Consider the following 18524-nt stretch of genomic DNA (forward strand, 5'->3'; position numbering starts at 1 on the left):
GCGCGCCGCACCCTTCCCCAAACCGAAAGGACCTTCGTGACCATCGACTTCGCCGCACTCCCGGACGACTTCCTGTGGGGCACGGCCACATCGGCGTACCAGATCGAGGGAGCCGTGGCGGAGGACGGACGTTCGCCGTCGATCTGGGACACCTTCTCGCACACCCCCGGGAAGATCGACAACAACGACCACGGCGACGTCGCCTGCGACCACTACCACCGCACCCACGAGGACATCGAGCTGATGCGGCGGCTGGGCACCAACGCCTACCGCCTCTCCATCGCCTGGCCGCGCGTCCTGCCGGGCGGCGACGGCCCGGTCAACGCGAAGGGCCTGGCCTTCTACGACCGGCTCGTCGACGACCTGCTGGCGGCCGGCATCACCCCGTCCGTCACCCTCTACCACTGGGACCTGCCCCAGGTGCTCCAGGACCGGGGCGGCTGGCCGGAGCGGGCGACCGCCGAACACTTCGCCGCGTACGCCGCCGTCGTCGCCGAACGCCTCGGGGACCGAGTCGGCCACTGGGCCACCCTCAACGAGCCGCTGTGCTCGGCCTGGATCGGTCACCTGGAGGGCAAGATGGCCCCCGGCTGGACCGATCTGACGGCGGCCGTCCGCGCCTCCTACCACCTGCTCCTCGGCCACGGCCTGGCGATGGAGGCCATCCGCGCGGCGGCCCCGGACGCGCAGGTGGGCATCGTCAACAACCTCTCCACCATCCACGCCGCCACCGACCGCGAAGAGGACCTGGCCGCCGCGCGCCGCATGGACGGCCACACCAACCGCTGGTGGCTCGACCCGATCCACGGCCGCGGCTTCCCGGAGGACATGCGCGAGGTCTACGGCGTCGAACTCCCCGAGCAGCCCGGCGACATGCGGCTCATCGGCGCCGAACTGGACTGGCTGGGCCTGAACTACTACTTCCCCCAGACCGTCGCCGCCGACCCCACCGGGCCCGCCCCGCAGGTGCGCACCGTCCGCCGCACCGGCGTCCCGCGCACCGGCATGGACTGGGAGATCGACGCCGGCGGCATCGAGGACCTGCTGCTGCGCCTGACCGAGGAGTACGGGCCGCGCAAGCTGTACGTCACCGAGAACGGCTCCGCCTTCCCCGACGTGATCCGTCCCGACGGCACGATCGACGACCCGGAGCGCCAGGAGTACCTGACCGCCCACCTCGCGGCCTGCGCCTCCGCCGCCCGCAGGGGAGCCCCGCTGGCCGGCTACTTCGCCTGGTCGCTGCTGGACAACTTCGAGTGGGCGTACGGCTACGACAAGCGCTTCGGCCTGGTCCACGTCGACTACGCGACCCAGGTCCGCACGATCAAGGGCAGCGGACACCACTACGCGGACATCGTCGGCCGGGCGCGCGGGAGGGAGCGCAAGGCCGCCTGAGACCCCGTGGTGGGTGCGGATGCGGGAGTCCGCGCCCACCACGGTCCACGCGCACGAACTCTTCTGTCAGGTGCATGACATACCCCATGCCGTCACCCATGGCGTTGTCCAGTCGTCCCAAGGAGAAGAACCGCATGCCGTCCCGTACCCCCCGCACCCTTCTGACCGCCCTGACCGCGCTCGCCCTGCTGGCCGCGGTCCCGTCCCTCACCGCCGCGACCCCGGCCGTCGCCGAACCGTCGGCCGCCGCGGCCGCGGCCTGGGACACCGACCGGGCGGCCACCGCGTACGCCGCCGACCCGGCCGCGGTCACCGCCTCGGCCAGTGAGAACGGAGGCACCGCGCCCGGCCTCGCCTTCGACGGCGACGGCGGCACCCGCTGGTCCAGCGACTTCACCGACGGCGCCTGGCTCCGCGTCGACCTGGGCACCACGATCCGCGTCGACCGGGTGACCCTGGACTGGGAGGCGGCCTACGGCAAGAGATACGTACTGGAGGCGTCCACGAACGGCACCGACTGGACGCCCTTCTACACCGAGACCGCAGGCACCGGAGGCTCGGTCACCGCGCACACCTACCCGCAGGAGGTGCGGGCCCGCTACGTCCGCATGCGCGGCATCGAACGCGCCACCCCCTACGGCTACTCCCTCTACTCCTTCAAGGTCTACGGCGGCGAACCGGCTCCCGCGTCCACCACCCGCACCAACCTCGCCCTGAACCACCCCGCGTACTCCAACGTCTACCAGCACGCGGGCAACTCACCGGCGTTCGTCACCGACGGCGGCCGCCCCGCCGACCTCAAGGCCGACGCCACCCGCTGGTCCAGCGACTGGAACGCCGACCGCTGGGTCTCCGTCGACCTCGGCGCCACCTCCACCGTCGACACGGTCGAGCTGTACTGGGAGGCGGCCTACGCCGTCGACTACGAACTCCAGGTCTCCGACGACAACCGCACCTGGCGCACCGTGTACCGCCCCTCCGCCGACGAGGTCGCCGCCCGCCGCGCCGACGTCAGGTCCCCGGGCGAGGCCACCGGCCGCCACGACACCGTGCGCCTGCCCCAGCCCGCCACCGGCCGCTACGTCCGCATGCTCGGCAAGGAACGCCGCTCCTTCTACAACCCGGCACCCGCCACCGCCCAGTTCGGCTACTCCCTCTACGAGTTCGAGGTCTGGGGCACCGGAGGCAGCGCGGCCGCCGCCTACCCGGCGCTGCCCGGCGAGCAGTCCGGCACCTACCGGACCACGTTCTTCGACGACTTCACCGCGGCGGCGCTGGACCGCGGCAAGTGGCGCGTCGTCCGCACCGGCACGGAGATGGGCTCCGTCAACGGCGAGTCGCAGGCCTACGTCGACTCGGCCGACAACATCCGCCTGGAGAACGGCGCCCTGGTCCTGCGTGCCGAGCACTGCAAGGGCTGCACCAAGGCAGGCGGCGGCACCTACGACTTCACGTCCGGCCGCATCGACACCAACACCAAGTTCGACTTCACCTACGGCCGGGTCAGCGCCCGCATGAAACTCCCCGTCGGCGACGGCTTCTGGCCCGCCTTCTGGCTGCTCGGCAGCAACGTCGACGACCCCTCCGTGTCCTGGCCGGCCTCCGGCGAGACCGACATCATGGAGAACATCGGCTACGGCGACTGGACCAGCAGCGCCCTGCACGGCCCCGGCTACTCGGCCGACGGCAACATCGGCGCACGCCAGGTGTACCCGGGCGGCGGCCGGGCCGACCAGTGGCACACCTACGCGGTGGAGTGGACGCCGACGGGCATGAAGTTCTCCGTCGACGACCGGGTGGTCCAGGAGACGACCCGCAACAAGCTGGAGTCGACGCGCGGCGCCTGGGTCTTCGACCACGACCAGTACGTCATCCTGAACCTCGCGCTCGGCGGCGCCTACCCGGCGGGCTGGAACCAGGTGACCAGTCCGTACTGGGGGCTGCCGCAGTCCAGCGTGGACCGGATCGCGGCCGGGGGAGTGCAGGCCGAGGTGGACTGGGTGCGGGTGGAGCAGAAGGGGTAGCCGGCCCCACCGGGCGGGGCGGGGCCGGGCCGTCGCCGTGCGTCAGGCGTCCTTCCGTGCCACTCCGCCGTAGATGCCGATCGGCGGGGCGTCGGGGCGCCGCGCCTCCTCGGGGCGCCAGTCGGTGACCCGGACCAGCCCCGGCTCGACCATCGAGAAGTCACCGAACAGGTCGAGGACCGCGGCGTGCGAACGCAGGTTGAGGGACGCGGTGGCCTTGTTGTAGACGGCCGCCGCGTCCTCGCGCCGGTCCTCGTGGACGTCGCCCGTCGCGTGCGACAGAACGAGGTAGGAACCGGCGGGCAGCGCGTCGCGCAGCGTCGCGACGATGCCCGCCGGGTCCTGCGCGTCGGCCACGAAGTGCACGACGGCGACCAGCAGCAGCGCCACCGGCCGGTCGAAGTCGATGACCGCGCGCACCTCGGGATGGTCGAGGATCGTGCGGGGATCGCGCAGGTCGGCCAGGACGACGGCGGTGTCCGGATCGTCCGCCAGGGCCCGCGAGTGGGTGGCGACGATGGGGTCGTTGTCGACGTACGCGACCCGGGTACCGGGCGCGAGGGACCGCGCGATCTGGTGCACGTTGGGTTCGGTGGGCAGGCCCGTGCCCACGTCGAGTATCTGGCGGACGCCGCCCTCGGCCACCACGTGCCGCACCGCCCGGTGCATGAAGTGCCGGTTGGCGAGGACTCCCTCACGCACCTCGGGCGCCGCCTTCATGAACTGCTCCGCGGCCCGCTGGTCGACCTCGTAGTTGTCCTTCCCGCCGAGGAAGTAGTCGTACATCCGCGCCGGATGGGGCCTGCTCGTGTCGATCCGGTCGGGGTGGGCGGCGCTCTCGCCACTGCTCAGGGAGGTCATGCGGCCTGACTCCGTCCTCAACTCGTGGGCCACCCAAGGCGTTGGAGTGCCGAGCACCTGGGCGAGCGCCGGTCGGAACATCATCTTGGCACGAGAGCGGGCGTCGGTCCCGCTACGCTGACGACCCGACGATGCCGTTTCGCGTACGGAGGAGTGTCCTGTGACCGCCGGTGCACCCAGACCTCACATCGACACGAGCAAGCCGCACCCGGCCCGCGTCTACGACTGGCTGCTGGGCGGCAAGGACAACTACCCCGTCGACCAGCGGGTCGGCGAGACCCTCCCCGAGGAGGCGCGCGGCAACGCGGCCCGCAACCGGGCGTTCATGCACCGCGCGGCGGCCTGGCTGGCGAAGAACGGCGTCGACCAGTTCCTGGACATCGGCACCGGCATCCCCACCGAACCCAACCTGCACCAGATCGTGCAGGCGATCAACCCGGCCGCCCGGATCGTCTACGCGGACAACGACCCGATCGTCCTCAGGCACGCGGAGGCGCTGCTGACCAGCACTCCGCAGGGAGTCACGGACTTCCTCCACGCGGACGTACGACAGCCCGCGACCATCCTCGAACGCGCCCGCGAGGTACTGGACTTCGACCGTCCGATCGCCCTCTCCCTGATCGCGCTCCTGCACTTCCTGCCGGACGACGAGGACCCGTACCGTGTCGTGAGCACCCTCGTGGACACCCTGCCCTCGGGCAGCTACCTGCTCCTGTCGCACGGCACCGCCGACCAGCACCCGGAGCTGAAGCAGGAGACCGAGTCCGCCTACAAGAAGGGGGCCATCCCGCTGCGGATGCGCACCCGGAGCGAGGTCGAGCCCTTCTTCTCCGGCCTCGAACTCGTCGAGCCCGGCCTGGTGTTCGCGACCGAGTGGTACCAGGAGGAACCGGCACCGGTGCGGGAACGCAGCGGCTTCTACGCCGGCGTGGCGCGGACCCCCTGACCGGGACCGCGTGCGAGGCGAACGAACTCCCGTTTCCCGGGGCGGCCTTGACGTGGGCGGGGACCGGCCGATACTTGTGCGCAGCATGGGTCGGTCGGTGTCCGTGGTCGGCGTGGGACGGGACGACAGATGAAGCAGATCAAGCAGAGGAAGAGGCGGCTGTGGGCCGCCACGGGAGTCCTTCTCGGCGCCCTCACCGCACCGGCCGCGCTTCCACCGGCCGCCGTGGCGTCCCCGCACCCCGGTGGGCACCCGCCGACGGCCCGTCACACCCCCCTCCCGCTGGGCCCCGCAGGCCTCCCCGAGCGCCGCACCACGACCACCCTCCAGCCGGGCGTCACCCTGACCCGTATCGTGCGCGGGAACGCCGACGACCCGGCACTCCACTGGACAGTCGAGGCGTCCATCCCCGGCGGCGACAGCTCCCCGGACCCCGACGCGCCGCCGACGGCCCTCAAGGACCGGGCCAGCGCCGAGGAACTGGCCGCCGAACTGCGCCGCGACGGCTTCGAAGCGAGGGTGGAGGAGGTGACGACACCCGCGACGGCCGACTACCGGGGCGGCACCCTCGGCCGGCGGGTCCGCATCGGCACCTTCGCTTCGCAGGCCGCCGCGACGGCCGAACGCACCCGCCTGAGAGCGGCCGGGTACTCGGGCTCCGCCGTCTACACCGGCTGGGACGGCGAGACGACGGACCGGGGCCCGTGGCGTGTCGACGTACTCACCATCGACCCCCGCACATTCCGCGGCACCCTCGACGCGTCCTACGGCCCCGACCTGGAGAACCGCGAGACGACCAGCGCCCTCTCGGCGTCGGCCGCCGCGACGGCCGCGGTCAACGCCGGCTTCTTCGTCCTCGACCCCAGGGCGGGCGCACCGGGCGACCCCGCCGGAGTGGGCGTGTACGACGGCCGCCTGCTGAGCGAACCGGTGGCCGGACGCCCGGCCCTGGTCGTCCACGACAACGGCCGCCGCACCGAGATCGCCCGCCTCACCTGGCAGGGCCGGATCGCCACCCGAGCCGCCTCCCTCCCCCTGAACGGCGTCAACCGCGTACCCGGCCTGATCAGGAACTGCGGCGGCGGCGCGGGCGACACCCCGACGTCGCTCCCGCTGCACGACGTCACCTGCACCAACCCCGACGAGCTGGTCGCCTTCACCCCGGACTACGGCGGCCGCACCCCCGCGGGCGAAGGCGTGGAAGCAGTGCTGGACGCCCACGAGCGGGTCGTGGAACTGCGCTCACCACGCGGTGGAACCATCCCCCGGGGCGGCAGCGCGGTCCAGGCGACGGGCGAACGCGTCGCCGACCTGACCGCCCTGGCCCACGTGGGCGACCGCCTGCGCGTGAACACGACCCTGCTGGACGACCGAGGTCGCCGGATGTCCACCTCGCCCCGTACCGACATCGTGAACGCCGGTCCCGAGCTGGTCCGCGACGGCCGCGTCCACGTCACCCCCGCCACCGACGGCATGGTGCACCCCGGCGACCCGAGCTGGTACTACGGCTGGGTCCACAAGCGCAACCCGCGCACCCTGGCCGGGGTGGACGCCGCGGGCCGCACCGTCCTCGTCACCGCCGACGGACGCAGCACGGACTCCCTCGGGCTCAGCATCGGCGAGAGCGCGGAGGTCGCGAGGTCACTCGGCCTGCGCGACGCCGTCAACCTGGACGGCGGCGGCTCGACGACGATGGTGGCCGAGGGCGCCGTACTCAACTCCCCCTCGGACGCCGCAGGCGAACGCCCGGTCGGCGACGCGCTGTTGATCCTGCCGCACCGGCACGACACCTGACCCTGCCGCGGTCCGCCGCGACCGCCCGCCGGACGACCACGCACCACATACAACGCACCAAGCACCACGCACCACGCACCACGCACAGCAACCCACCCAGGGAGCCGCCGTGTTCGCGAACGTGCCCACTTTCCTCACCCCAGTGCGAGCCAGACTCCTCCTGGTCCTCGCCGTCCTGCTGGCCGTCCTGACGCCGACCGCTCCGGGCGCCCTGGCCGCCGGGAGACCGGAGACCGGCGCCACCCGCCCCGGCGCGGAGGTCGTCGCCGTCACCAGGGTCGCGGACCGGCAGGTCGACCTGTCGGTACGGTCGACGGCCCTGGGTGGCCGCACGGTCGAGGTCCGCCTCCTCACCCCCGACGGCTGGAACCCGCACGACCGACGCCACCGGCAGCACTGGCCCACCCTCTGGCTCCTGCACGGCTGCTGCGGCGACTACACGTCGTGGACGAGCATGACGGACGTGGCGGAGACGGAGAGTCTGCGCGACGTCCTGGTCGTGATGCCCGAGGCGGGCTGGAACGGCTGGTACAGCGACTGGTGGAACCACGGGCAGGGCGGCGACCCGGCATGGGAGACGTTTCACACCAAGGAACTGCGCCACCTCCTGGAGCGCGACTGGGGCGCGGGCAGCGACCGCGTGGTCGCCGGCCTGTCCATGGGCGGCCAGGGCGCCCTGCTGTACGCCGCCCGGCACCCCGGGATGTTCAGGGCGACGGCCGCCTTCTCCGGCTCCGCCCACCCCCTCCTGAACGACGAGTCGGCCGACCGCATCATGGGCTTCTTCGCCGGCCAGGGCGACGACCCGCTCCGCGTCTGGGGCGACCCGGTCGCCCAACGCGGCATCTGGCAGGCCCACGACCCCTTCCACCTCGCCAAGCGACTGAGGTCGATCCCGGTCTACCTCTCCTGCGGCGACGGCACCACCGGCCCCCTGGACGCGCCGGGCGCCACGAGTGCCCTGGAGGCCGACTTCAACCGGCAGAACCACGCGCTCGCGGCCGAGCTGAAGCGCGTCGGCGCGCGGCACGTGACGACCAACTTCTACGGCCCGGGGACCCACGGCTGGGCCTACTGGGAGCGCGAGCTGCACGCGTCCCTGCCGATGCTGCTGGGGGCGCTCGGCGTCGGCGACTGACCGGCACGACACCGGGAGAGCTTCGTGCACACAGGCCTGCGCAGGTCGGCGGCGGCAACCGCCCTCGCCCCGCTGCGGCCTGGGCGCCGGCACGGGTCTTTCCCGCCCGCGGCTGCGCTGGTACGTCCTGGACGGTCGGCCGCTGACACACGGCGTCCGGCGGCTCAGAACCCCCACCGCGTATGGCTGTAGACCCCGTCGTCCCGCCCGAACCCGTACGCGGTGACCGGGGCCACCGCGAACAGCACCGCGTCGCCGCGCCGCATGGCGTCCCCGATGCCGTGGAAGGTGCCTTCGGCCGACGTGATGTGCGACCCGTACTTCGCCTCGTACGCCGCGATCACCCCCTCCAGCACCGCAGGATCACCGACCGGCTCCGCCTCGCCCTCGACGACGAGGTCGAACCCCTCGGTGAGCGAGTTTCCACCCGTGATCAGCGCGCAGTGCGCGTCGTGCGCCAGGTTCCGGGCCTTCTGCTCACCCGGCCCGGTGGAGAAATACAGCACACCGTCGTGCCACGCCGCGATCACCGGCGTGACGTGCGGCCCGCCGCCGGGCCGCATCGTGACCGCCCAGAAGATCTCGGCGGCCTCCGTACGCCGCCGGGCCTCGTCCCACTCGGTGGCGGTGACGTCCGCGGCGCCGGGACGGGGATGGAGTGCGGAGCTGTAGCGGGCGTCGAGCTCGGTCGTGGGCTGCTCGGCGGCAGGTCGTTGCACGGACATGACGGACTCCTTGCTCTCGTGTCCGTAACGACTGCCGGCCGGCCCGGAAATCATCGGTGCTCCCGATGGAGTACCACTGACGGCGAGGAACGGTTCGAGGAGGCGGAGCAGCTCTTCGGGACGATGCAGCGGGATGATGTGCCCGCAGTCCTCGATCACGTGGCCGACCAGGTGATCGGCGACCGGCCGCAGCTGCCGTTCGAGGGCCCGGCCCACCGGACGGGCGCCGACGGCCAGGGTGGGGACGGTCAACCGCCCGCCGGCGACGGCCTCCGCGATCTGCTCGCTGCTCGTGGGCAGCGCCCGGTAGTACGAGAAGGCGCAGCGCAGGGCGTCCGTCCCGGTGTACGCCCGTACGAAGGCGTCCCGGACGGCGGGATCGACGCCCTCCCCGAGGGAACCGGCGTCCAGGAACCAGTCGATGTACTGGGCCTCGTGCCCGGTCAGCACCGTCTCCGCGAGACCGGGCACCGCGTGGAAGCCGAACCACCAGGGCGCCCCGCGCGCGAGGAACTCCTCGGCCCCCGGCAGCCCGCCCAGCAGTGACTCCATGACGACGAGCCGCCTGACGAGGTCGGGCCGGCGCATGGCGAGAAGGAACGCGGGCGGTGTTCCGGCATCGATGCCGACCACGTCCGCCGAGCGGACTCCGAGGGCCGCCAGCAGCGCTTCGGCATCGCACGCGAGTGTGCCGGCGTCGTATCCGTCCGCCGCACGCGTACTCGCCCCCGCGCCCCGCATGTCCGGTGCGACGACCCGGTGGTGTTCGGCGAGGGGGCCCATGACACGGGTCCACAGCCGCCAGGTGTGCGGGAAACCGTGCAGCAGCAGCACGGCCGGTCCCTCGCCCTGGAGGGCCACGTCGAGTTCGACGCCGTTGACCGCGACGCGCCGGAGTTCGACGCCCGGAGGGAGGGGATCGGAGGAGTGGGACGAGGCGACGGGCGTATGCACAAGGATCCCTGGGGTCGGCCGCCCGAAGCGGCGGTTACCAATGGTGACAACAGAACGATAGGAAACTAGGCTGGGCGATCCAAGACCGCACTTGCGCTACAGGTGGTGAGCCCCGGGTGACCTCCTCGACGTCACGCCCTCCGCACGTCCCTCGCGGAGACCTGTTCGACCCGCAGTGCCCCACCCGCCGCCTCCTCGACCGGATCGGCACCAAGTGGACGTCCATGGCCGTCAAGGTGCTCGCGGAGGCCTCCCCGGAGGAGGTGCGGTTCGCGGAACTGCAGCGCAGGATGACCGGCATCTCGCAGAAGATGCTGTCGGTGACCCTTCAGGGCCTTACCCGCGACGGCCTGGTCGGCCGCCGGGTGGAGCCGACGGTCCCGCCGCGCGTGTACTACCGGCTCACCCCGCTCGGCCTGACCCTGGAAGAGCCGCTGGCCGCACTCCGCGAGTGGGCCGAGGCACACATGGCCGAGGTGGACCGCGCCCGTCGGCGAAGCGAGGAGGAAGGCGTGGCCGACTGAGGCCCCTCCGTCGACAGCACCCTTGCCATGGCCGTGTCGGGCGGGTAGTGCTGTGGGGAAGCGACGTGCGTGGCGCCGGGGCCCCGGCTGTGACCGGTGTGTCACCAGGGGTGACCCCGGTACGGCAGACTGCTGTACGTGACGGGTGAACCGGTACGTGACCAGGGATCAGGTGGGCTTCGAGCGATCCGGCCGACGCGGGCGCCATCGGCCGCGGCCGCCGGAGACGGGACGCGACGTGTTGCAGGGGGACGAGCATGACGACGACCGCTTCACCGGACGGGACTCCGGAGCCGCGCCCTGACGACGACGGCGGCGCCCCCGCCGAGCCCACGGGGCAGCACGCGGACGCGGACGGGGACACCCCGCCACCGCCCGCCGACCCCCCGCCGCCCGCCGACGGGGGAGGCCGCCCCGACGAGCGCTTCGAGGCGCTCGTCTCCGACGTGCTCGGGGTGGACCCCGACGCCTCCCGGCGCAAGAAGCTCCGCTGGCTGTCCGTGAAGGCGGCCGTCGGGCTCCTGGGCGTCCTGGGCGCGGTGTGGGTGGCGTACTTCATGATCGAGCCGAGCACGGTCAGGGAGAACGAGACCAACACCGGTATCGACGCGGCCAAGACCCCGTTCACGGTGTCGGTGCGGCCGGAGGAGGGCGCGCCCTCGACGTGGGCGATGGTCCTCGACCGGAAGCTGACCGCCGACGAGACGCGCAGGCTGACGACCGGCGACCCCGGCTCCGCCTTCTCCTACCTGCGTGAGCTGGGTGGGCGCCCGCTCGTGTACGCGTCCGTGATGGAACACGCCCCCGACCGGTACGAGCGGAACACCAGGGACGGCCGCCTGGAACTCACCGACGCGTTCAAGATGACCGTGCTGAGCACCCGGTCCTCCGCCGTGGTCATCGACGGCTGGAAGACCACCGACATCACGTGCCACAAGAGCACCATGCAGACCGTCGTCGCCCTGCCGCCCCAGGGCGGAGCCACCTATCAGGGCATCCGGCTCCATCTTCCGCCGCGCGCCGACGAGCCCGTGCTCACCGACGACGCCGAGGGGCAGGGCGAGTCCTACTTCGGCACCCACTACATCGAGGTCGGAGGCGGCCAGCCCTCGGGCGGCCTCAGGGTGGAGGCGATCGCGCCACCGGGACAGGCGTGCGAGTGGGGCATCAAGGTCCACTACAACGACTCCTACCAGAAGGGCGAGTGGCTCCAGCTGAAGGACGCCAAGGGCAAGCCGCTGCGCATCCGTACGGAGTCCGTCCCGGCGGACCTCCAGCAGAAGTGGGTCTTCGGTTCCGTCGCCTGGACGCCGTGCCACAAGAATCCCGAGGGGTCGTTGTGCGACCTGGTCTGACCGCCAAGACCGTGACCGCCCTCGCCCTGGCCGCCGTGGCCGCCCTGTGCATCCAGGGGTGCAGCGCGCCATCGGCCGAGGAGAAACCGGCCTCCACGTCCTCCTCGTCGGGGGCGCCCTTCCTGGGCAACCGGGACTACGTCCTCCCGGACAGTCCCTTCACCCGCGACGACACGGTCGTCACGGCCACGTGCGGCATGGGTGCCCGCTACGCCGCGGTCACCGTCCGGGCCTGGGACCCCGAGACGTGGCAACCGCGCGCGGAACGGACGTTCCCCATCCCCGGCGACGCCGCGTTCACGAACTACGCCGGGGCGAAGGCGGTCAACAGCCCCCTGGTGGACCTCTGCGGCATGAATCCGGACAACCCGTCCCCCTACAAGGTCGCCACCCTGGAGTACATGGCTCCCCGGGTCCGCGCACTCTTCGACCTGGCCTTCACACGCATGGCCGTGGTCCTGCGTGATCCCGGCAACAAGGCGGATTCCCACGTCGGTTACGTGGTGAGCGGCGCCGACCTCGACGAGGTCGTGCGGTTGGGCGGGGCGGCGGGTGCCGACGAACAGAACGCGGTGATGTCGCCGGACGGGCGCAGCGTGTGGTTCACCTACACGGCGAAGGGCGGCGGGCAGCGGATCGGCTCCCGCCCCACCGAGGGCTCCCACCACCTGTCCGACGAGGGCCCGGCCGCCGGACACGGCCTGCCCCTGACCGTACTGGGCAAGCCCCCGCGCGCCGTCCAGGCGGACACGGTCCACCTCGCACCGGGCGGCCGGCGGCTCACCGCCAAGGCGCCGAAGGTCTTCGGGAACGTCTTCGACACCTGGAACTCCTCAGGACCGCTCACCTCTCGCTCGGCGCACCGGGCCACCCTGCTCAGTGGCTGTGTGGGAGTCGTCGGCTGGACCGGCGACGACCGGGTGCTGTGCCGCACCTCGACCGGCAACTTCCGGATCATGGACGCCCGTACCGGCCGAGCCTCGGGCGCCCCGGTCAGCGTGGTCGGCCCGCAGGACGGGACCGTCGCGGAGGGAATGCTGGTGTCGCCGGACGGGAAGCGGTTCCTCGTCGCCGTCCACGAGCCCAACGCCCGGCGGAGCGACGACGACTACTCGTACCGCAAGCCCGACTTCAGAGTGGTGCCGACCAGCGGCAGTGGGGCGACGACCAGCGTGGACAACGACCTCCTCGACACGTACACGATGTTCCTGAGCTGGTCGTAGCGGACGCACGGCACAACAGCGCTACGGCATGGCGGCTTTTCGCTCCGCGTCGGTGAGGGGCGGCCCTTGCAGGTGCGGCCTCCTGGGACCGAGGAGCATGGGGATGAGCATGTCGGGGGAGAACAGCCGGGTCGCGGGCCGCTCCAGGCTCATGACATCCAGCAGGGCGGCCATGGCGCGCGGATTGCGTGCGCCGGTCTCCACGGCCTTGTCGACGAAGCGCGCGAGGAGACGTTCGATGCCGTTCGGCCGGGTGTCGGCGGCTCCCGGATACAGGGCGTCCTGGCCGACGGCCAAGTCCCAGGCGGCGGCCACCGGTCGTGCGGCGGCGCGCTGAAGACGCCGTGCGAGGCCCGGCTGTTGGAGCCCCGTCGCGCCGAGCGTGTCGCGGACGGCGAGGGCGCACTGGGCGGCGACGGTCAGACCGTGGCCGTAGACGGGGTTGTAGCCGGCGATGGCGTCGCCGAGGACGAGGAAGCCGTCCGGCCAGCGTTTGACCTGCTCGTAGTAGCGGCGGCGGTTGGCCGTCGCCCGGGTGGTGACGATGTCCCCGAGTGGCTCGAGGCCCTTGAGGAGTTCGCCGATGACGGGATCGTCGAGGTTGAGTGCGAAGTCGACGAAGGCGTCGCGATCGCCGGTGGGTTCACCGCCGCGGGTGCCGGCCAGCGTGACGATCCAGCGGTTCCCCTCGATGGGCAGGACGATGCCTCCCCGCCCGGGTGCCTTGGCGGGGTTGGCCTGCACGTTCACGAGGGGGAAGTTGATGTTCCGGGCCGCTTCGGGGGCGCGGTAGAGACGGGTGGCGTAGGCGACGCCGGCGTTGACCTCGCGCTCCGTGACGCTCGGTGCTCCCAGCTCGGTGAGCCATTGCGGCGCGCGGGACCCTCGGCCCGAAGCGTCGACGACCAGGTCTGCGCGCAGGGTGCGTTCCCGGGCGGCAGTGTCGGCGTCGGCATCGGCATCGGCGCCTGGGCCGGTGTCTGCGCGTATGCGGACTCCGGTGACCGCTGTGGCGTCCCCTTCGAGGCGGAGCGCGGTGGTCTCCTGGCGGAGTGTGATGCGTTGGTCGGCCAGGACGCGGTTGCGCAGGACGGAGTCGAGGAGGTCGCGGGAGCAGACCAGGTTGCGGTGATGGGTGGAGGTGAAACGGCGGAACCACACTTCGTTGGGGGCCCGGGAGACCATGTCGCCCATGATGTGCACCAGGCGGCCGCCGTGGGCGACGATTTCACCGGTGAGACCGGGGAGCAGGTCGTCGAACGCCTTGACTCCTCCGCTCCACACCAGGTGTGCGTGGCGGGCCTGGGGAACGCCCCTGCGCGGTTCGGGCCCGTCGGGGAGGCGGTCGCGTTCGACGACGGTGACGTCGGCGAAGTCCGCGAGGGCGGCCGCGGCGAACAGACCGGTGGCACTGGCGCCGACGACCACTGCGGTGGGCCGGCGGGTGACGGTTCCTTCAGCCATGGTGATGCGCGCTTTCTGTGCTGGTCATGCGTCGGCGGACGTCTTGGAGAATGCGGGGCCGGTGCAGGGCGGACGCGATGCCTTCGATGTGGCCGCCCACGACCGCGCTTCCCTGCGGCCCCTGGAGTTGGGCGACTGGAGGTCCGCCCCGCTGGTAGGTGCTGATGGCGGCGCTGATCGTGACGGCTCCGGCGACACCGTCCGCGTCGGCGTCCGGGACGCCGTACCCGGCCCGTGCGGCCTCGCGGGCCTGCTGGTGGAGAGCCGGGTCGACGTAGGGGCCGAGCATGCGCAGCGCGTCGTGGATGCGCTGCCGGCGTTGCAACAGCCGCAGGTCGAGTGGAGTCCACGGTCCGAAGCGTGCTTCGGCTGCCGCGGGGGTGAGGCCGCTCAGCGCGTGCCACAGCGGGGCGAGCCGACGGTACTCGCGCCGGTCCCGGATCCACTTCTGCAGGAAGGGCCCGGCCTGGGGGACGATGAAGCCGAGCGCGACCAGGGCGGCTTCCAGCAGCGCGAACGGGGGCGCGGCCCGGGTGCTCACTGCGTCCCAGTCGTGTCCCGACCAGCGGGCGCCGATGGCAGCCAGCTTCGCGCCGTCGAAGACGAGCCCGGACGCGAAGCCCAGTTGCAGGAACACCACTCCCGCCTTCAGCCAGCGGTCGGCCACTTCGGGGAACCACTTCCACAGCATGGAGACCGCCACGAGGGACGACACCGTGTGCGCGGCGATGTAGAGGAGGATGTGCTCGCGCATCCAGGGGGTGCCGGCGTAGTAGGTGTCCAGGTCGTAGACGCGTGCCGTGGGGACGTCGGCCAGGATGAACGTCAGCCACAGGACTGCGACGATCCCCGCGTAGATCCAGTAGATGCGGCGGATTCGGCGCCGCCGTCCCACCGACGGTGCCTCCCGCCAGCGCATGATCATGGTCAGGCCGGTGGCGCAGAAGGCGGTCAGGAAGGAGTAGGCCCAGGGCGAGGCGATGTTCGGCACACCCGTGAGGACGTTGAGCCGTTCTATGTTGACCGGGGTGATCACGACCAGGACCGCGGTGGCCCAGATCAACAGGAGAGTGGTCGCCCTGACGTCAGGGTCCCGCGAGGCCCGCAGGAACGTGGGGAGCTTCAGCACCAGGGCCAGCGCCAGCAGCGCGGTGGGCAGGATGTAGGGAATGTGGAAGGACGGGCTCATGACAGCAGGCGCCCGCCGCGGTTGCTCAGGGACAGATTGATGCGGCCTTCCACGGTGTCCGCGCTGACCGGGCCCCGCGCGTAACGGCCCTTCATCCAGGTGCGGACCTCCCGGCCGAACAGGAGCCCGAACGTCTCGGCGTCCGCCTCGTGGTCGTCGCGTGACTCGGCACGGGCCGCTACGGCAAGGAGCGCGTCCGGGGGTACCTCGTGCGCTGCGAGGATCTGTTCGACGGCCCGCTCGATCACTTCCCCGGCCTGCTCGGTGGGCAGTGCACGGGCGGCGGTCGGCATCCCCGCCACGTGGTGCCCGCAGTCCCCCTGCTCCTCGTGCCACAGCTCATGACCCAGAATGACCAACTGCGCCTCGGGGACCGTGTGTTCCTCCACCACGATGATGGAGTGGTCCCCGCAGTCCAGGCGCATGCCGGAGACCGGAATGTCCGGCGGGAACCCCCGGAACACGAGGCGGATCGGCCGACCGGTGCGTGCCCGCATGGCCTCGCAGAAGGCTTCCATGACCTCCCGGGGCTCGGCCGGCCGCTGAATGGCCCCTGCCGTGTGCCGGCCCAGGACGGACAGTAAGGACTTCATCGCCTTGGTGCTCACCGCTCGCGACCTCCGTCCGGGGGTACGACCGACCGCAGGACGCCTTCGAGGAGGCGCTCCAACTGCTCGCGGGTCAGGGAACCGTGCGCGCGCAGATCGGCGGACCTCACGCCGTACCGATCCATCAGGGCAAGCACGGGATCGTTCTCGGGGTGCTCCAGGCCGTGCAGGACGGGGAGCAGGACGCGGTTCAGCGCGTCGGCGGCCGACGCGGTGAAGAACGCCTCCCCCTCCTCGACCCCGAAGTACTCGACGAGCCCGTGCAGCAACTCGACGCTGGGCACCTTCTTGCCGTCGCAGACCTGCCGGGCCCAGTACCCGGAGACACCGAGCCGCTCCGAGATGTCCGAGGCCAGGTCGGACATGCGTTTGCCGGTCGCGGCCATCTCGGCTTCGGCGAGCCGGGCGATCCGCATCCGGACCCGGTCGTTGACGGAGTCGTCCGGTGGCACACCGCCCTGGAGCAGGCTGCGGACGGTGGACACCGGCAGTGCCGCCCGGCCGGCGAGCTCCGCCGCGTCCGGCAGCTTCGAACGGACTTCCTTCTCCTGGACGACCCGGTCGAGACGCCGCAGGGTTTCGGAGAGGGGAGAGGCTGATGCCACCGTTGCACTCCCGGTTCGGGGGCTGACGCCTGGTGTCGCTCACGGGACCCTATGTGATGAACACGCCGAGAGGCAACGGTCGTTGAGCCCGGATCACCGATGGTTGCCCGCCTGGATCGAGCGCCCGCAGATGAGGCACGGTCCGGCAGCGACCGTCCTCGGGCCGCGGTCACCGCACCAGCGGGCCGGTCCGGCTCCGCCCGGTCCCCCGCTCGCGCTGGGACCACTTCACGGCCCGCCCCCTGTTCACTCCTCTTCTTCGCGCGGTATGCCACCCAGGATCATCACCGCCCCGGCGCGGCGGCGGGGTCGCGGTCGCTGACGTCGTGGAATCCCAGCCGGCGGTTGAGGGCGCCCGTGACACGCGTGACCGTGGTGCGGGGAAGCACCCTCGACGCCCAGACCCCGATGCGCTGGGACGCACGCCCGGGGAAGGAGACGGCCCGGCCCCGGGCGAAGTCGTCGAGCGTCCTGGCGGCCACGTCGGCGGGGGCATCCGTGAACTTGGGGTTCATGGACGCGGTCGTCCGCTCGAAGAACCCCGTGGCGGTGGCTCCCGGGTGCGCCGCCATCACCCGTACGCCGGTGCCGCGGACCTCCTCGGCGACCGCCTCGGTGAACGAGAGCACGAACGCCTTGGTCGCGGCGTAGCTCGCCTGGTACGGCATGGGCTGGAAGGCGGCGGTGGAGGCGATGTTGACGATGCCGCCGTGACCGCGTTCGACCATGCGGGCGCCCAGAAGGTGGACCAGGCCGACCAGGGCGGTGACGTTCACGTCGACGGACTGGAGATTGGGTTCGAGAGGCCGGTCGAGGAAGGGCCCCACGGCCCCCATCCCGGCGTTGTTGACCAGGAGATCCACGTCCAGGCCGAGCCCGTCGACGGCATCGAGGATCCGCTGCGGCGACCGGCGGTCGGACAGGTCCGCGGCGATCACGTCGACGCGGACGGAATGCGTGGCGCGAATCTCGTCGGCGAGGGCGTTCAGGGCGTCGGCCGAGCGGGCGACGAGGACCAAGTGCGCGCCTCGGGAGGCGAGCTCGCGTGCGTAGGCCTCGCCCAGACCCTTGGATGCGCCGGTGACCAGGGCGGTGGTGTTCGTGTAGTCGTGCATGGGTGAGTGCTTTCTGTGCGACCGGAGAAAGTGCGACTGGAAGAAGGCATGGCACGGCCCGCAGGCAAATGCTTCGAGCCTCGAACCAATCCTTCGGCCCTCAACATACACTTCGAGTCTCGAAGTAAATAGGCGTACGATGGGCCCATGACGCGAAGCACCCTCGAGGCGGCGGTGGCGGCGAACCACGAGCTCTTCATGCGGACCGGCGACCGGATCGAGGCCGTCCTGGCGGAGCACGGCCTGACCCCCGCGACCGCTCAGGCCCTGTGGGCCATCGACCCGGACCAGGCACCGCCCTCGATGAAGACGCTGGCCGGCCGCCTGTACTGCAACGCGCCCAACCTCAGCTTCGTCATGAACCAGCTCACCGACCGCGGCCTGGTCGAACGCTCCGCCGACCCCGCCGACCGCCGCTCCCGCGTCGTGGCCCTGACGGACGACGGGCGCCGTGTGCGGGCGGCGGTCATCGAGGCGACGCTGGCGCTGACGCCCTTCGCACGGCTTGGGGACGAGGAGCTGCGCCAGCTGGTGGATCTCCTGGGCAAGGCCCTCGACCCGGCTGCGGAGGGGGCCTGAGATCAGACGGCGCGGCCCCGCGCGC

At 71.8% G+C, this 18524-nt stretch carries 16 protein-coding genes and 1 pseudogene; 9 read left to right on the forward strand and 8 right to left on the reverse strand.

Going from position 1 to position 18524, the window contains the following annotated elements; all coding sequences use genetic code 11:
• The first annotated feature begins 36 nt into the window (after positions 1-36).
• Positions 37-1395 carry a GH1 family beta-glucosidase gene (locus ACH4D3_RS03860; RefSeq protein ID WP_398315993.1) on the forward strand — a complete coding sequence of 453 codons (1359 nt, stop codon included), beginning with the start codon at positions 37-39 and terminating at the stop codon, positions 1393-1395.
• 134 nt (positions 1396-1529) lie between these two features.
• Complete coding sequence (locus ACH4D3_RS03865) at positions 1530-3419, forward strand: discoidin domain-containing protein (RefSeq protein WP_398315995.1); 1890 nt, start codon at positions 1530-1532, stop codon at positions 3417-3419.
• Positions 3420-3461: 42 nt separating this feature from the next.
• Here ACH4D3_RS03865 and ACH4D3_RS03870 read toward each other — a convergent pair whose 3' ends face one another.
• Positions 3462-4280: an SAM-dependent methyltransferase gene (locus ACH4D3_RS03870; RefSeq protein WP_398315997.1), complete on the reverse strand. Its 819-nt coding sequence runs from the start codon at positions 4278-4280 to the stop codon at positions 3462-3464.
• Positions 4281-4440: 160 nt separating this feature from the next.
• Between ACH4D3_RS03870 and ACH4D3_RS03875 the strand changes: the two genes are divergently transcribed.
• From ACH4D3_RS03875 to ACH4D3_RS03885, 3 genes are all read left to right on the forward strand, one after another.
• Complete coding sequence (locus ACH4D3_RS03875) at positions 4441-5226, forward strand: SAM-dependent methyltransferase (RefSeq protein ID WP_398315999.1); 786 nt, start codon at positions 4441-4443, stop codon at positions 5224-5226.
• A 129-nt stretch (positions 5227-5355) separates the two neighbouring features.
• Positions 5356-7020: a phosphodiester glycosidase family protein gene (locus ACH4D3_RS03880; protein WP_398316001.1), complete on the forward strand. Its 1665-nt coding sequence runs from the start codon at positions 5356-5358 to the stop codon at positions 7018-7020.
• Positions 7021-7129: 109 nt separating this feature from the next.
• Positions 7130-8158, forward strand: coding sequence for an alpha/beta hydrolase (locus ACH4D3_RS03885; RefSeq protein WP_398316003.1), 1029 nt, complete (start codon positions 7130-7132; stop codon positions 8156-8158).
• A 164-nt stretch (positions 8159-8322) separates the two neighbouring features.
• On the opposite strand, the gene ACH4D3_RS03890 is transcribed toward ACH4D3_RS03885, so the two are convergent.
• Both ACH4D3_RS03890 and ACH4D3_RS03895 read right to left on the reverse strand, forming a co-directional pair.
• A complete protein-coding gene (locus ACH4D3_RS03890) occupies positions 8323-8883 on the reverse strand; it encodes a pyridoxamine 5'-phosphate oxidase family protein (RefSeq protein ID WP_398316633.1) in 561 nt (186 codons plus the stop codon).
• Positions 8884-8943: 60 nt separating this feature from the next.
• Positions 8944-9837 (reverse strand): annotated as a pseudogene (locus ACH4D3_RS03895) (alpha/beta fold hydrolase); the annotation flags it as partial.
• 116 nt (positions 9838-9953) lie between these two features.
• Between ACH4D3_RS03895 and ACH4D3_RS03900 the strand changes: the two are divergent.
• From ACH4D3_RS03900 to ACH4D3_RS03910, 3 genes are all read left to right on the forward strand, one after another.
• A complete protein-coding gene (locus ACH4D3_RS03900; protein ID WP_398316005.1) occupies positions 9954-10361 on the forward strand; it encodes a winged helix-turn-helix transcriptional regulator in 408 nt (135 codons plus the stop codon).
• 257 nt (positions 10362-10618) lie between these two features.
• The gene (locus ACH4D3_RS03905) at positions 10619-11716 is read left to right on the forward strand and encodes a hypothetical protein (protein WP_398316007.1); all 1098 of its coding nucleotides are present in this window, start codon (positions 10619-10621) and stop codon (positions 11714-11716) included.
• The gene (locus tag ACH4D3_RS03910) at positions 11701-12939 is read left to right on the forward strand and encodes a hypothetical protein (protein WP_398316009.1); all 1239 of its coding nucleotides are present in this window, start codon (positions 11701-11703) and stop codon (positions 12937-12939) included. Before ACH4D3_RS03905 ends, ACH4D3_RS03910 begins: the two co-directional genes overlap by 16 nt.
• Before the next feature lie 21 nt (positions 12940-12960).
• Here the strand turns inward: ACH4D3_RS03910 and ACH4D3_RS03915 are convergent, their stop codons facing one another.
• The 5 genes from ACH4D3_RS03915 to ACH4D3_RS03935 all read right to left on the reverse strand — a co-directional run bounded on the left by ACH4D3_RS03915 (position 12961) and on the right by ACH4D3_RS03935 (position 17920).
• Entirely contained in the window at positions 12961-14403 is a 1443-nt protein-coding gene (locus tag ACH4D3_RS03915; protein WP_398316011.1) for an FAD-dependent oxidoreductase, read from the reverse strand.
• Positions 14396-15592, reverse strand: coding sequence for an MAB_1171c family putative transporter (locus tag ACH4D3_RS03920; protein ID WP_398316013.1), 1197 nt, complete (start codon positions 15590-15592; stop codon positions 14396-14398). The genes ACH4D3_RS03915 and ACH4D3_RS03920 overlap by 8 nt, the downstream gene beginning before the upstream one ends.
• A complete protein-coding gene (locus ACH4D3_RS03925) occupies positions 15589-16200 on the reverse strand; it encodes a toxin (RefSeq protein ID WP_398316015.1) in 612 nt (203 codons plus the stop codon). The genes ACH4D3_RS03920 and ACH4D3_RS03925 overlap by 4 nt, the downstream gene beginning before the upstream one ends.
• Positions 16197-16805 carry a hypothetical protein gene (locus ACH4D3_RS03930; RefSeq protein WP_398316017.1) on the reverse strand — a complete coding sequence of 203 codons (609 nt, stop codon included), beginning with the start codon at positions 16803-16805 and terminating at the stop codon, positions 16197-16199. Before ACH4D3_RS03930 ends, ACH4D3_RS03925 begins: the two co-directional genes overlap by 4 nt.
• Before the next feature lie 284 nt (positions 16806-17089).
• Positions 17090-17920: an SDR family NAD(P)-dependent oxidoreductase gene (locus ACH4D3_RS03935; protein WP_398316019.1), complete on the reverse strand. Its 831-nt coding sequence runs from the start codon at positions 17918-17920 to the stop codon at positions 17090-17092.
• Between the two features lie 147 nt (positions 17921-18067).
• On the opposite strand from ACH4D3_RS03935, the gene ACH4D3_RS03940 reads away from it, so the two are divergent.
• Positions 18068-18499: a MarR family winged helix-turn-helix transcriptional regulator gene (locus tag ACH4D3_RS03940; RefSeq protein ID WP_398316021.1), complete on the forward strand. Its 432-nt coding sequence runs from the start codon at positions 18068-18070 to the stop codon at positions 18497-18499.
• The last annotated feature ends 25 nt before the right edge of the window (positions 18500-18524 follow it).

Source organism: Streptomyces sp. NPDC018026 (genome assembly GCF_044327745.1).
Lineage (GTDB): Bacteria > Actinomycetota > Actinomycetes > Streptomycetales > Streptomycetaceae > Streptomyces > Streptomyces rubrogriseus.

Bases quoted from the DNA above. Each gene is read 5' to 3' on its own strand.
- ACH4D3_RS03935 (WP_398316019.1), bottom strand. From the start codon at position 17,920: ATGCACGACTACACGAACACCACCGCCCTGGTCACCGGCGCATCCAAG.
- ACH4D3_RS03920 (WP_398316013.1), bottom strand. From the start codon at position 15,592: ATGAGCCCGTCCTTCCACATTCCCTACATCCTGCCCACCGCGCTGCTG.
- ACH4D3_RS03940 (WP_398316021.1), top strand. From the start codon at position 18,068: ATGACGCGAAGCACCCTCGAGGCGGCGGTGGCGGCGAACCACGAGCTC.
- ACH4D3_RS03880 (WP_398316001.1), top strand. From the start codon at position 5,356: ATGAAGCAGATCAAGCAGAGGAAGAGGCGGCTGTGGGCCGCCACGGGA.
- ACH4D3_RS03905 (WP_398316007.1), top strand. From the start codon at position 10,619: ATGACGACGACCGCTTCACCGGACGGGACTCCGGAGCCGCGCCCTGAC.
- ACH4D3_RS03915 (WP_398316011.1), bottom strand. From the start codon at position 14,403: ATGGCTGAAGGAACCGTCACCCGCCGGCCCACCGCAGTGGTCGTCGGC.
- ACH4D3_RS03890 (WP_398316633.1), bottom strand. From the start codon at position 8,883: ATGTCCGTGCAACGACCTGCCGCCGAGCAGCCCACGACCGAGCTCGAC.
- ACH4D3_RS03870 (WP_398315997.1), bottom strand. From the start codon at position 4,280: ATGACCTCCCTGAGCAGTGGCGAGAGCGCCGCCCACCCCGACCGGATC.
- ACH4D3_RS03865 (WP_398315995.1), top strand. From the start codon at position 1,530: ATGCCGTCCCGTACCCCCCGCACCCTTCTGACCGCCCTGACCGCGCTC.